General features: G+C 61.9%; 12 protein-coding genes. 11 read left to right on the top strand and 1 reads right to left on the bottom strand.

Annotated elements, in window-relative coordinates:
* The first annotated feature begins 46 nt into the window (after window positions 1–46).
* Window positions 47–1,159 carry an enolase C-terminal domain-like protein gene (locus tag ACUSIJ_RS10280; protein ID WP_449308300.1) on the top strand — a complete coding sequence of 371 codons (1,113 nt, stop codon included), beginning with the start codon at window positions 47–49 and terminating at the stop codon, window positions 1,157–1,159.
* An 8-nt stretch (window positions 1,160–1,167) separates the two neighbouring features.
* Here the strand turns inward: ACUSIJ_RS10280 and ACUSIJ_RS10275 are convergent, their stop codons facing one another.
* Window positions 1,168–1,863, bottom strand: coding sequence for a GntR family transcriptional regulator (locus ACUSIJ_RS10275; RefSeq protein WP_449308299.1), 696 nt, complete (start codon window positions 1,861–1,863; stop codon window positions 1,168–1,170).
* A gap of 68 nt (window positions 1,864–1,931) precedes the next feature.
* Here ACUSIJ_RS10275 and ACUSIJ_RS10270 point away from each other — a divergent pair, with 68 nt between their 5' ends.
* The 10 genes from ACUSIJ_RS10270 to mctS all read left to right on the top strand — a co-directional run.
* Window positions 1,932–2,951: an Ldh family oxidoreductase gene (locus ACUSIJ_RS10270; RefSeq protein WP_449308298.1), complete on the top strand. Its 1,020-nt coding sequence runs from the start codon at window positions 1,932–1,934 to the stop codon at window positions 2,949–2,951.
* Entirely contained in the window at window positions 2,948–4,201 is a 1,254-nt protein-coding gene (locus ACUSIJ_RS10265) for an iron-containing alcohol dehydrogenase (RefSeq protein WP_449308297.1), read from the top strand. Before ACUSIJ_RS10270 ends, ACUSIJ_RS10265 begins: the two co-directional genes overlap by 4 nt.
* Window positions 4,202–4,251: 50 nt before the next feature.
* A complete protein-coding gene (locus tag ACUSIJ_RS10260; protein ID WP_449308296.1) occupies window positions 4,252–5,538 on the top strand; it encodes an ABC transporter substrate-binding protein in 1,287 nt (428 codons plus the stop codon).
* A 144-nt stretch (window positions 5,539–5,682) separates the two neighbouring features.
* Window positions 5,683–6,975: an extracellular solute-binding protein gene (locus ACUSIJ_RS10255; RefSeq protein ID WP_449308295.1), complete on the top strand. Its 1,293-nt coding sequence runs from the start codon at window positions 5,683–5,685 to the stop codon at window positions 6,973–6,975.
* Window positions 6,976–7,072: 97 nt separating this feature from the next.
* On the top strand, window positions 7,073–7,933 hold the full coding sequence (locus ACUSIJ_RS10250; RefSeq protein ID WP_449308294.1) for a carbohydrate ABC transporter permease: 861 nt from the start codon (window positions 7,073–7,075) through the stop codon (window positions 7,931–7,933).
* The gene (locus ACUSIJ_RS10245) at window positions 7,930–8,766 is read left to right on the top strand and encodes a carbohydrate ABC transporter permease (RefSeq protein ID WP_449308293.1); all 837 of its coding nucleotides are present in this window, start codon (window positions 7,930–7,932) and stop codon (window positions 8,764–8,766) included. The genes ACUSIJ_RS10250 and ACUSIJ_RS10245 overlap by 4 nt, the downstream gene beginning before the upstream one ends.
* A gap of 3 nt (window positions 8,767–8,769) precedes the next feature.
* The gene (locus ACUSIJ_RS10240) at window positions 8,770–9,885 is read left to right on the top strand and encodes an ABC transporter ATP-binding protein (RefSeq protein WP_449308292.1); all 1,116 of its coding nucleotides are present in this window, start codon (window positions 8,770–8,772) and stop codon (window positions 9,883–9,885) included.
* A 29-nt stretch (window positions 9,886–9,914) separates the two neighbouring features.
* The gene (locus tag ACUSIJ_RS10235) at window positions 9,915–10,868 is read left to right on the top strand and encodes an NAD(P)-dependent oxidoreductase (protein WP_449308291.1); all 954 of its coding nucleotides are present in this window, start codon (window positions 9,915–9,917) and stop codon (window positions 10,866–10,868) included.
* A 60-nt stretch (window positions 10,869–10,928) separates the two neighbouring features.
* The gene (locus tag ACUSIJ_RS10230) at window positions 10,929–12,125 is read left to right on the top strand and encodes a mandelate racemase/muconate lactonizing enzyme family protein (protein WP_449308290.1); all 1,197 of its coding nucleotides are present in this window, start codon (window positions 10,929–10,931) and stop codon (window positions 12,123–12,125) included.
* Between the two features lie 373 nt (window positions 12,126–12,498).
* A partial coding sequence (mctS, locus tag ACUSIJ_RS10225) for a two-component system sensor histidine kinase MctS (protein WP_449308289.1) occupies window positions 12,499–13,820 on the top strand: 1,322 nt, incomplete at its 3' end.

The following is a 13,820-nucleotide window of genomic DNA, read 5'->3' as shown; positions in this document are numbered from 1 at the left end:
CCGGGACCGCTGGCGGATTTCCTGCTCTCAGATGAGGCCATAAGCGATGAAGATAACCGACCTCTCCCTTGAGTTATTCGCCTGGGAGGCGACACCCGATGTCAGATACGGGGCGCACAGTCCCAACCCCGCGCATGCCCGATCCTGTCTCGGGCTGCTGACGATCGAAACCGACGAAGGGGTCAAGGGACATTCCTTCCTCGGATCCTATTCAAGATCAGCCGAACTCGATGCGCTTTCGCTGGTGCGCGCTCTGAAGCCCATGGTCGTCGGCTGCGACCCGCTGGACCGAGAACGCATCCATGGCCGGATGATGCGGCGGATCAAGATGACGACATATCGTGCCATCGGCGCGGTGGATGTCGCTTTGTGGGACATTGCCGGCAAAGCCGCAGGCATGCCGGTTCACAAGCTGATGGGTGGCTTTCGCAGCAATGTTCCGGCCTATGCCAGCTCGCAGCTGTTGCCAAGCGTCGAGGCGTATGTCGAGCAGGCGCTCAAGATCAAGGAGGCCGGCTGGGCCGCCTACAAGATCCATCCTCCCGCACGCTGGAAGGAAGATATCGCTATTTGCGCGGCGGTGCGCAAAGCCGTCGGCGACGAGTTCGCCCTCATGCTCGACTCCACGTGGAGCTACACCTACGATCAGGCGTTACGCGTGGGCCGTGCGATAGAGGAGATGGGCTATCATTGGTATGAGGACCCGCTCCCGCCCGACGACATCTACAGCTACGTCAAGCTGAAGCAGCACCTTCATATCCCCATCGTCGCCACAGAGCATTCGTCCGGCGGGTTCGCCGGCTATGCGCCCTGGATCATGAATCAGGCCACCGATGTGTTGCGCGGCGATCCCGCCGTGAAGGGAGGGCTCACCGCATGTCTGAAGACCGCGCATCTGGCGGAAGCCTTTGGCATGAACTTCGAGATACATCACGGCGGCAATTCGTTGATCAATATCGCCAATGTTCATCTCATGTGCGCGATCAGCAACTCGGAATTCTTCGAAGTGCTCCTGCCCGACGAAGCCCAGAAATACGCGATCGTGAACGATCTGGAACGCGACGGCAATGGCATGCTCTCTCCACCGGACGGGATCGGCCTCGGCGCCGTCATCGATCATGATGCGATCCGCAGGAACGCCGTGGCCCGCCTCGAATAGAGCATCCGTCAGAAGACCGACATAACGCGATCACGGGATTTCTCGATATGCTCCCGCATGGCCGCCTCGGCAGCGGCAGGGTCGTTCGCGCGAAATGCCTCAAGAATCCGCTCATGCTCGGCGAGGGCTTCCTGCGCCGTTCTTCCGTGCGAGTAGAGCCGGAAGATGTGGATGTGCGTGTGCAGCCTGGAGAGGGAATCATGGATCAATGTATTGCCGCTAAGCAGCGCGATTTGTTCATGAAACTCCGCATCTCGCGTCGCAAAGTCCCTATAGTGATATTTGCTGTCCGGCTTGCTCGGCAGTTGCATGATCGACTCGAGGGCAGAGACGTTCTTGGGCGTTATCCGCGCGGCGGCCAGGGCCGCACTGGCGGGCTCCAGCAGAAGGCGGAAGTCAAAGAGCTCCTCAAACTGCGCGCGGTCGAGCTGCGGCGCCACGCGGTAGCCGATGAGATGCGTCTTGATGACGAGCCCTTTGGCCTCCAGGCGTCCCAGGGCTTCCCGCAACGGCGTGTGCGACACGCCGAACTCACGGGCGAGATTGTCGATCGTCAGTCGCTCTCCGGGGCTCATCTCCAGCGACATGAGCTGGCCGAGCAGCACTTGATAGACGTGGTCTGCCAGGCTCGACGGACGCTGGACGAGCTTCTTGGAGCGTCTCGAGGAGGTTTTCTTGGGGTCAATCGCGCGGGTTTTCTGCATGCGGCTTCTCTTGACAGAGGGAATGATATCTGCCTTTTATCAAATACGATATCAGATAGGATTTGTACATGCTGCTGATCGACTCTGATGTGGCGCGACGGATTTCCGTATCGGCGCTTTGTTCCCACGGTGCGCCCGAAGCCCATGCCAGCACACAGATCGAACTCCTCGTTGAGGCCGAGTTGATGGGATACGCATCCCACGGGTTGCTGCGTCTCCCTCGCATTCTTGAACGTATTGAGCGGGGGCTTGTCAATCCGGAAACCGCCGGCAGCCATTTCTGGCGTTCCCCGGCGTTTCTTGAGGTGGACGGTCAGCGAGGGCTCGGCCCGGTCGTCGTCCAGGAGGCCATGTCGAGAATTGTCGAGCGCGCTTCGGAGGTTGGCATTGCCGTCGCCGCCATCCGCAACAATAACCATATCGGGATGCTGGGTTGGTATACGAGAAAATTGGCCGAGCGCGGCAAGGTGTCGATCGTCCTGGGCACCAGTGAGGCGCTCGTCCATCCATGGGGCGGGCGCGTGGCCATGATCGGCACGAATCCGATCTCCATCGGCATTCCCTGCGATCCTGATCCCGTTGTGCTCGACATGGCGACGGGTGTGGTGTCGATGGGGAAGATCCACGACTACGCACAGCGCGGCGAGCCCATACCGGATCATTGGGCGCTCGATGCGCAGGGCAACCCGACCACGGACGCCGAGGCCGCCAAGCAGGGTGCCATCGCGCCTTTCGGCGGCGCCAAGGGATATGCCCTCGGCCTCGCCTTCGAGGTTCTCGTCGCCGGCCTGACGCAGTCGGCGCTTGGTGCCGATGTGAAGGGCACGCTGGATGCCCGGCATGTCTGCAATAAAGGCGACTTGCTCATCGTCATCGATCCGCCGGCGCACAGGGAAATGGCGGCCGCTGTCTCGACCTACCTCGACGCCATCAGGCACTGCCCGCCCGTTGATCCCCGCCAGCCGGTCATGGTGCCGGGCGACCGCGCATTGGCCTGCCGGCAGCGGAGCATCGAGAGTGGCATCAGGATCGAAGCGGAGGTGTGGCGGCGTATCCAGAATGCAGCCGAGGGGGAGACGCGCGCATGACCAGCTTCGGGCTTATTCGCAGTCCCCGGAATATCCTGTTCGGAGCGGGGCAGCGCGGCGCTCTCGGAACGTTGGCGCGATCGACAGGCAATCGGGCGCTCGTCTGCACTGACGGGCGCATGGCGGCCGACGCGAACTTCGCCGCCATGCTAGACGATCTCGCGGCCGCAGGCGTGGAGACACGGATTTTCGACGGTGTTCTGCCTGATGTTCCCGTGTCTCTCGCGACCGACGCCTTGGGAAAAGTCCGGAATTTCGCTCCGGACGTCGTCATTGGCATCGGTGGCGGGAGCTGCATTGATCTTGCGAAACTCATCGCCCTGCTGCTCAGCCATGGGGGCGCTCCGCAGGACTATTATGGCGAGTACATGGTTCCGGGCCCGGTTATACCGGTGATCGCGGTGCCCACGACCGCGGGAACAGGTTCGGAAGTCACCCCGGTCGCGGTGCTTTCCGACCCTGATCGGCTGATGAAGGTCGGCATATCGAGCCCGCACCTGATTCCGGCCGTGGCAATATGCGATCCGGAACTGACCCTCAGTTGTCCGTCGGAATTGACGGCAGTGTCGGGCGCCGACGCGCTGACGCACGCCATCGAAGCCTATTCCGCCATTCGCCGGCCGCCGACAGCGGACATCTCGCGCAATTACGTCTTCGTCGGAAAGAACGACCTGTCGGATTATTACGCGCTGCTGGCCATCCGCAAGATCAGCGGGAGCCTTCGCAACGCCTGCATCAATGGCGCCGACCTCGACGCGCGTGCCGATATGATGCTGGGCTCGCTCGTCGCGGGTATGGCCTTCGGCACGGCCGGCACCTCCTTCGCCCATGCGCTGCAATACCCGATCGGGGCCGTGACGCATACCTCCCATGGCGAGGGAGTCGCGGCGCTCCTGCCATATGTGATGGAATTCAACCGCGGCGTCGCAGGCACGCACTATGCAGAGATCGCCGTCGCCATGGGCGTGTCCAGTGCCGAGGACGCAGATCCGCGGACTCTGGGCGACAAAGCCATCCAGGCCGTGACCGATCTGTTTGCCTCCATCGGCATTCCCGGCGATCTGAAGGCGCTCGGGCTGCCGGGGGATAAGAAGAGCTGGGTCGCCGAGCAGTGTTTGTCAGCTCAGCGACTGGTCGCAAACAATCCACGCCCGATAACCGTGCGCGAGGCGAAAATTGTCGTCGAGGCCGCCTTCCGGGGGGATCGGGGCATGGCGCGCTGTGAGACGGTGTTCGAGGACACCGAATAAGCAGACACACGCGTCAATCCGAAAACATAAAAAGCAGTGGGAGAGGAACAGTGATATCGAGAAGGTCGATCCTGAAAGGCGCCGGTGCCGCGGGTGTGATCGCCGCGTTCGACGGTCTGCCTGCGTGGGCCCAGGCGAGGAGATCGTTGAATATTCTTGCCGTTCCCGTGCACGTCGAGATGATGCAGCGCGGACCCGGCGGCGATATCGCGAGCGACTGGGCGGCCGCCAACAATGCCTCCGTCGAATGGCTTTCGTTCGCCAATTCGGCGCTCGCGGAGCGCCTTTTCCGCGAGCTCAGCCTGAAATCGACAGGCATAGGCACGTCGTTCTTCTTCGATCCATGGGCGAGCGAGAATATCCTCGCCCTGCTGGAGCCTCTTGAGCCGCACATGGAGAGGGCGCCCATTGAGGATTTCGACGATTTCTTCCCGGGTCCCATGCGCACCCTCATGTACGAGGGACAGCTGCGCGGTATCCCCATCCGCCAGAACATTGCCGGCCTGCACTACAACGAGGTGTTCTTCGAGGAGCGGGGGATATCGCAGCCGCCGTCCACCATGGAGGAGCTGCTCGATTGCGCGAAACGCCTGACCTATACGCGGGCGGACGGCACACCGGTCGCCGGACTGGTGTTTCCGAGCAAGCAGTCCAACTACACCCATGTCGTGCGTTCCTGGAACGCGGACTACATTGACGAGAACCATGTCGTACGCGCCGCCGAACCGCCGATGATCGCGGCCTTGAGCGCCCTGCACGATCTCTACCAGGCGGGCGCCCTGCCGCGCCAGTTCTCGACGCTGAGCGACGAAGACAGCGTCAACTGGCTGCAGACAGGCCGCGCGGCGATGACGATTACGACCATGTCACGCCATGCGCCGCATAACGATCCGGCGAAATCACTGTTTCCCGGCAGGATCAAGGTCGCGGCGGCGCCTTCGATAGCCGCCCTGAAGGACGAGTTTCCCGTCGCGCCGGTCGGGCTCAACTTCTGGAGCCTGGTCGTGCCCCGCGCCGCGCAGAACAAGGAACTCGCGTGGGAATTCATCCGCTACGTCGCCTCTCCCGAGGGCACCCGGCGCCTGGCGGAGAACGGCAACAGCCCCATGCGCATGTCGACCTATAGCGACCCGACGTACATGAACAACGTGCCTTATGCGGCGATCGAAAAGCAGGTGCTTGAATATGCCCGGGTTGCGCTGCCCCCGTTCCAGGGTTCCGCGCGGGCAGCCGATCTGATCGGTGAGGAATCTGAGGCAGCGGTCATCGGCGTCAAGAGTCCGCAGGAGGCCATGGAATCCTTGGCCAACAGCCTGAAGCGGCTCCTGCCGAGCTGAGCGGGCCGAGCGGCAGGCAACGCCCTCGCCGGCGGCCTGAAAGCGGAAATCCGATCGACTGCGGGCAGGGTGCCAGCCACTCGGCCTGAGCAGAAGGGCGAACAAGAACAGCCCCGGGGAAACATATGCTAGGGAGGATACGAGATGAAACTTTCGCGTAGAAGCGTTCTTCAGGGAGCGATGGCCGCCGCTGGTGGCGCTGCCGTCATGGGATGGTCATCGGCGATGGCGCAGAGGCGTCGCCAGCTCAACATACTGGCTGTGCCCGTACACGCCGAAATCTTGCGCAACGGCCCCGGAGGGAACGTCGCCGGCGACTGGGAAAGCGCCAACAATACCCAGATCGAATGGCTCACCTTCGCGAACGGCCCCCTTGCCGAACGCACCTTCCGTGAGCTGAGTCTGAGGTCGTCCAATGTGGGGCTCGGATTCTTCTACGATCCGTGGGCAAGCCCGAACATCCTCAACATGCTCGAACCGCTCGACGTGCTTATGGCGGAGAATCCGATTGAGGATTTCGACGACTTCTTCGCCGGCCCCGTGGGACACTATCGGCATGAGGGACATCTCTACGGCCTCCCGATCCGTCAGAATGTCGCCGGACTGCATTATAATGAGGCGTATTTCGAGGAGCGCGGACTGACACGTCCTCCACAGACGATGGAGGAAGTGATCGAATACGCAGAGCGTCTGACCTATACACGCGAGGACGGCACGCCCGTGGTCGGCTTCGCCCTGCCAAACAGGCAATCGAACTATTCCCACTTCATTCGCGGGTGGAATGCCGACTTCGTCGATGAGGAATATGTCGTTCGCGCCGACGAACCGGCGATGATCGCCTCGATAACGGCGTTGCACGAGATGTATCGGGCAGGTTCGTTGCCGCGCCAGTTCTCGACCCTGAGCGAGGAAGACAATATCAACTGGATCCAGACCGGCCGCGCGGCGATGACGTTCACCACGACGTCGAAACTGCCGGTGCACAATGATCCGAAGCAATCGGCGTTCCCCGGGAAGATCAAGGTTGCGCCCATCCCGCCGGTCGAGGCGCTCAAGGAGCAGTTCCCGGTGGCGCCCGTCGCGCTCAACTTCTGGAGCCTGGTCATTCCCGCCAACTCGACGAACAAGGAGCTGGCGTGGGAGTTCATTCGCTTCGCGGCATCCAAGGAGAATACGCTGCGCCTGGCGCAGAACGGCAACGGCCCGATGCGCAGCTCGGCTTACGAGGATGCGGCATATATCGAGAGTGTGCCTTATGCGTCGATCGAGAAGGAGGCCCTTCAGGTGGCGCGTGTCGCCCTGCCGGCCTTCAAGGGCGCAGCCCGCGCCGCGGACGCGATCTCCGAGGAGTGCGAGGCGGCGGTTATCGGCGTCAAGACTCCCGAGGAGGCGATGACGTCGCTGGCCGCCCAGCTACGGCGGCTCGTGTCGGCGTGATGCCGCATGCCGCGGTTCGCGCCGCCCGTGCGGACCGCGGCTTCGGCATGATGGACCCGCCCGCCTCAACAATGTCTTGCCAGAGCGTGATACAGCTATGCGTCCAGGCCTGATTCAATACCTGCTTATTTCACCGGTGCAGCTTCTGCTTGTCTGCCTGATCCTCATCCCTTGCCTCTTCGTGGGATGGTTGAGCCTCAATAATCTGACCTTCGGGACGGAAGCGGAATTTGTCGGCCTCGACAATTATGCCAATCTGTTGACCGATCCGGATTTCTGGCGGGCCTTCTGGAACACGCTTATTCTCGTGAATGTCATCGTTTATCTTGAACTTGCCCTGGGACTGGGAATCGCGCTGTTCTTCGCGGGCGGGATTCCCTTTCCGAAGCTGATGATCTGCATCGTCCTGATACCCTATGCGGTGAGCGAGGTCGTTGCGATCATCATGTTCAAATATCTGTTCGACTATCAGGTCGGCATCGTGAACATCATGCTGGGCGGCATTGGCATTCCGCCGCTGGAGTGGGGAACGAATTACATCCATTCGTTCATTCTCATTACGATCATCGCCGTCTGGCAGCATCTTCCGTTCACGTTCATCCTGCTCTATACGGCCAGGATCGGCATCCCGAACGAGATCTACGAGGCGGCGCGGCTGGATGGAGGGTCATCCTTCGCCATCTGTCGCCGGATCACGATCCCTCTGATGATGCCGGCGATCCTCATCTCGGTTCTTTTCCGCTGCATCTTCGCGTTCCGCATCTTCTCGGAAGTGTGGCTGCTGACAGAAGGCGGGCCGGCGCGCCGGACGGAGGTTCTGGCGGTCTATCTCTACCGTCTCGGCTTCCGCTATCACGAGTTCGGCGCGGCGTCGGCCGCCGGTTGGGCGATGCTCGTTCTGTCGCTGGCCATCTCGGCCTTTTATCTCCGCGCAATGTACCGGAGGATGTTCGCATGACATTGGCGAAGGTTGCCATCAGGACGGGGCGCGGGCTGGTGCTGGCGCTGATCGTATTCTGGTCCCTGTCTCCGATCTATTTTATCGTCAGCTCCTCATTCAAGGTATCAAGGGACATTTTCTCGGTTCGGCCGTCCATATTCTTTTTTCAGCCGACAATTGAGAACTATTACCGGGTGGTGGACCGGTGGCCGCAGTTTTTTGCCGCGTTGTGGAACAGCTTTCTTGTTACCGTGTCCGCGACCTTGCTCGTCGTGATATCCTGCGGCCTCGCGGGCTACGTCTATTCCCGCTACCGCAGCCGTTTGCTGACGATGTCGGCATTCGGAATGATATTCATCCGCATGTTTCCGCCGATCGTCATTTCGCTGCCGCTGTTTCCCTGGGTCAACAGCATAGGTCTGAATGACACGCTGATCATCCTGATCCTGCTCTACGCAAGTTTCTGGGTGAGTATCGGGTCATGGATCATGAAGGCATTCTTCGATCAGATTCCGAAGGAGATCGACGAGGCGGCGCTGATGGACGGCGCTCCGCTCTTCAGCATCCTGACGCGTATCCTCCTGCCGCTGGCGGCGCCCGGCATGGTGGCGTGCGCGGTGTTCATCGTCGTCTTTTCGTGGAACGAGTTCCTGTTCGCCTATGTCTTCGCGTCGACCAACGCGCGTACCGCGCCCATGTCGCTCAGCGAGATGATGGACGCATCGCAGGGGATTGACTGGGGCGTGCTGTTCGCTGCGGCGACCATCCAGCTCATTCCCGTCATCGCCCTCGTTGTCGTCGCGCAGAAATATCTGATCGCCGGTCTGACCGTTGGTTCCGTAAAGGGGTAGTGCATGTCTCGCATTTCAGTTCAGCAGGTTCGCAAGCGCTACGGGAACGTCGAGGCCCTCCACGGCATCAACCTGGAGATACCCGAAGGAAAGATGACCGTGCTGCTCGGCCCCTCGGGATGCGGCAAGTCGACCTTGCTGCGGATGATCGCAGGGCTTGAGGAAATCAGCGCCGGTGACATCTTCATCGACGGGAAGCGCGCGAACGACATTCCCCCGAAAGATCGCGGCTGCGCGATGGTTTTTCAGAGCTACGCGCTCTATCCGCACCTTACCGTGTACAAGAATCTTTCCTTCCCGCTCGAAATGGCGGGCGAGGGCAAGGCGGCCATTGACACCAAGGTGCGCGACGTCGCCCGGATGCTCGCGGTCGACGCGCTGCTTGATCGCTATCCCAAGCAACTGTCGGGCGGCCAGCGCCAACGCGTTTCCATGGGACGGGCGATTATCAGGGCGCCAAAGGTCTATCTCTTCGACGAGCCGCTCAGCAATCTGGACGCTGCGCTGAGAATCAAGATGCGGCTCGAGATCGCACGTCTGCAGGAGTCTCTGAACGCGACGATGCTGTTCGTCACGCACGATCAGGTTGAGGCCATGACGCTGGCGCATCAGATCGTCGTCATGCGCGACGGTTACGTCGAACAGGTCGCGACGCCACTCGAACTGTACCGACGGCCGGGAACGCTGTTCGTCGCGCGGTTCATCGGCTCTCCCACCATGAATATCGTGGACGTCAAGGCCATGCATGACGACGGTTCGAGGGTTCGTTTCGGGCTTCCCGACGGCTCTCACATCGATGTCGTCGGGTCTTTCGAGCGACCGCCCGTTCATATCGGCTTTCGCCCGGAGCATCTGCAGCCCGCGCGACCGGCGGCTGACGCGACGACGGACGTGACATTTCGGTTCGCCTCGGGAGAATATGAAGTGCTCGGCGTCGAACACCTGGGCGATCGCAGCTTCTGTTACCTGCGCTCCAAACTCGGGGAGATCGTTTTTTCCGTGCCGACTGAAGGCGAGGGCGTCCAGGGTGATATCGTTCTTCACCTGGCCACGGACAATCTGCATTTCTTCGACGACGCGGGCATCGCCTTGCAGGCATCCCCTGCCGTCGACAAGTGACGAGACACCAGCGACCGGGGAGGCGGACCATGAAGGCGCTGATATTCACGGACTACTACAGCGCGTCGATCGCAGCGGCCGTGGGGCGCCACCCGGATGTGGAGCCGGTCGTCGTCTCGACGGCCCGCGAGTTCATCAGCGAACTTCGCGATGCCGAGGCCGTGTTCTGCCGGCCTGCCCAGGTCAGCGACGATGTAGCGGACGCCATTCGATCGGCCGGATCTTTGCGGTGGATTCAGGCGCTGACGTCGGGCATCGACGCGCTGGCAAAGCTGCGCGGAGACCTCGATCGGCTCATCGTGACCAATGTCGCCGCGGCCTATGGGGATGCGGTGGCGGAGCATGCCGTCGCACTGGCGCTGGCACTGCTGCGCGGCGTGCCGGCGCTCGTCGAGGCCAAGGCGGCACGGCAGTGGATCAAGACGAGGCTCGGCCGCGAGATTGCGTCGCTCGAGGGAGCGCGCGTGACGGTCCTCGGACTCGGCGCTATCGGCCAGGCGCTGGTGCGCCGGCTCCATCCCTTCAATTGCGCCATCACCGTTGTGCGGCGGACTTCGGGGAAGCTGCCAGCCGGTCTGCCCGGCGATGTCCGGCAGGAGTCGCTGGACGCGGCGCTGCAAGACACCGACCTGCTGTTCGTGTCCGTCCCGCTGACGGACGAAACGAAGGGGTTGATCGGCGAGCGGCGTCTCGCTCTGCTGCCGGCCGGCGCGCGTCTCGTCAACGTCGCCCGCGGCGAAGTGGTAAATGCTCGTGCTCTCGCGGCGGCGCTCGATAGCGGCCACCTGAGCGCAGCCGCGCTCGATGTGTTCGACCGGGAGCCGCTGGAGCCGGCCAGCGAACTGTGGGATGTACCCAATCTCCTTATTTCTCCCCATGTGTCCGGACGCGGCAACAGACTTGTAGAAACGCGGATCGTCGAAATCTGCGAAGCAAATCTGCATTCCTTCATGCGGGGAGAGCTCAGGTCGTCGCCGATATAGCTGTAAATGCGCCAATATCCTGGAGTGAGGATGGACACGAGGCCGGTCGTGGAGGAACAGATGAAGATAGCATTGTTCGATGTACTCCAGTGCGATGCGGGCTGGCGTACATTCTCCTTCCTGAAGATCGTGACGGATGACGGAATAACGGGTTGGTCGGAGTTCAACGAGAATTTCGGAGGGCCGGGCCTCGCAACCGCCATCCGAACGCTGATGTCCGAGATCATCGGCATGAATCCGATGCAGATCGCGCTGATAAACGCGGTGATGGCCTCGAAAGCCGTCCACTCGCGAGGGGGCGTCGCCCGTCAGGCCGCGGGAGCCATCGAGAATGCGCTTCTCGACATCAAGGGAAAGGCGCTTGGCGTTCCTGTCTACGAGCTCTTCGGCGGGCTGATCCGCGACCGCATCCCGGTCTACTGGTCCCATTGCGGCTCCTATCGGCTACGCCATCCGGAGCTTGTCGGAAGACCCGCTGTGCGGACCTACGACGATATCACGCGGCTCGGCCAGGAGGTTCGGGATCGGGGCTTTTCCGCTCTGAAGACCAACATCGCCATGGAGATCGACGGGCGGCTGATGCCCTACAGGCCAAGTGTCCAGAGAGCAAAAGGCTTCCCGGAGCGGAATTGGGATGACTTCCTGGTTCGTTCGGCGGCCATGACAGTCGAAGCGTTCCGGGCAGGCTGCGGGCCGGATGTCGGCGTCATGCTGGACCTGAACTTCAATTTTCGGCTCGAAGGTTACCGCCGGATCGGGCAGGCCCTGCGGTCGGCCAATCTCACATGGCTCGAAGTCGATATCCATGATCCGATATCCCTGCAGCTTCTGAGACGGGACCTTCCCTGCAGCCTCGCCTCGGGCGAAACCCTTCTGGAACGCCGGGATTTCAGGCCCTATCTCGAAAACTATGCGATGGACGTCGCCATAGTCGACGTCATATGGAACGGCATGGCCGAGGCAGCGAGGATTGCCGACATGGCCGATATTTATGAAATGAACGTTGCTCCCCACAACTTTTACGGCCATCTGGCGAGTGCGATCAACGCGCATTTCTGCGCAGCGATCCCGAACATCCGGATCATGGAGATCGACATTGACAGCGTTCCCTGGCGGGATGAAATTGTCACTACTCCCCCCGTGATAGAAGATGGCCACTACGTTGTGCCGACCGGCGCCGGTTGGGGCGTCGATGTCAATGAAGAGGCGCTGAGGGCCCATCCGGTTAAAAGTTCCGCGGCGTCATCGTCGAACTGACGGAGCAAGGCCGTCGTCTGCTTGAGCCGGCAATGCGCGACCGTGCCGAAACCGAGCGGAGCGCCGTTGCCAGGCCGCTGCTGGTTCGGACCGCTGGCCCGCAGTCGGCGGCGTGCCGGTTCACCTGCCGGCCGGCGTGCAAATCTGCCTGCCTGGATGGCGACTTTCGGAACGTCGGCTATCGGCAGACCGGGTCATCGGATCGAATCATGACGCCCGGGCACGCTTCGCGCATTGAACCCAGCGTTCTCCTGACCGGTCCATGCAATCATGCCCTACCTTCCTGAAACGAGGAGACTTGATTTCCGCTCGGGTTCCCTGTGCAGTGGACGTCAAGCAGGCAAGAGCAATTCAAGGGTTGGAGGGGAAGCGCGTGAATCTTCGACAACAGATCCTGGCGTTGGCCATCGTGCCGCTCGTGGTCGCGATCCTGGCGATCACGGCGCTGATCACATGGCAGTCCACCAATCTCGTGCGCTCCAGCATCGACACTTTCGAGCGCAACATGCTCGCCGCCAAGCAGACCGAACTGCTCAACCTCACCAATCTCGCCCTGTCCGCCATCAACGAGATCTACGTCAACGCGGGGCCGGACGACGAGGAGGCCAAGGAGAAGGTCCGTCATATCCTGGCCGCCCTCGACTACGGGCCGGACGGCTATTTCTTCGTCTACACCTACGACGGCACCAGCATCGCCCATCCGCGCCAGACGTTCCGTCCGGGCCACAACTGGATCGATCTGACCGATTCGGACGGCAACAAGGTCATCGCGCGCCTCATCGACAAGGCGCGCGAGGGCGGCGGCCTGTTTCAGTACAAATGGGAAAAGCCCTCCGCTGGCGTGATGGCCGACAAGCTGTCGTTCGCCGTCGGCCTCGACAAATGGGGCTGGATGCTGGGGACCGGCGTTTACCTCGACGACGTCTTCGCCCAGACCGCCGCCGCCAAGGCCGACCTGCGCGGGACCATCGGGCGCACGTTCTTCATCGTGGCGGTGATCGCGGTGCCGGCGGTGCTTGTCGTGTTCGCCACCTGCATGTTGCTCAACCTGCGCGAGCGCCGGCTCGCCGACGGCAAGCTGAAGGAACTGACGCAGCGCATCATCGATACGCAGGAGGAGGAGCGCTCGCGCGTGGCGCGGGAGCTGCACGACGGCATCTCGCAGAATCTGGTCGGCGTGCGGTATGCGATCGACCTTGCCCGGCGCAGGGTCGATCGCAACAACATCGAGGCGGTCACGGCCATCGAGAGAGGCGCCGCCGCCCTCAACGACGCCATCAAGGAGGTGCGCCGCATGTCCCATGAGCTTCGCCCGCGCGTGCTCGACGACCTCGGGCTGACAGCGGCGCTTGAGGCGCTCGTGCACAATTTCTCCGAGCGCAACAACATCGAGACCAGCCTCGAATCGGTGGCGTTCAAGAACCGGCTCCTGCCCGAGGCGAAGATCGCGCTCTACCGGGTCGCGCAGGAGGCGCTGACCAATATCGAGCGCCACGCCAACGCCACGAAAGTCACCGTCCGGTTTTCCAGCAGCCAGCCGCCGGATGCAAGCGGAACCGCGGTGCGGGGCCGGATGCAGATGGACATCATCGACAACGGACGCGGATTTTCCACGACCGGGCATGCGGGCTCGGGGCTCGGGCTGCGCAACATGCAGGAAAGGATGGCCCATTTCGGCGGCCATATCGAGGTCGA

It is taken from the genome of Pseudochelatococcus sp. B33 (assembly GCF_053570585.1).
The sequence above is the reverse complement of the archived record's forward strand: the minus strand, read 5'-3'. Positions and strand labels throughout refer to the sequence as shown.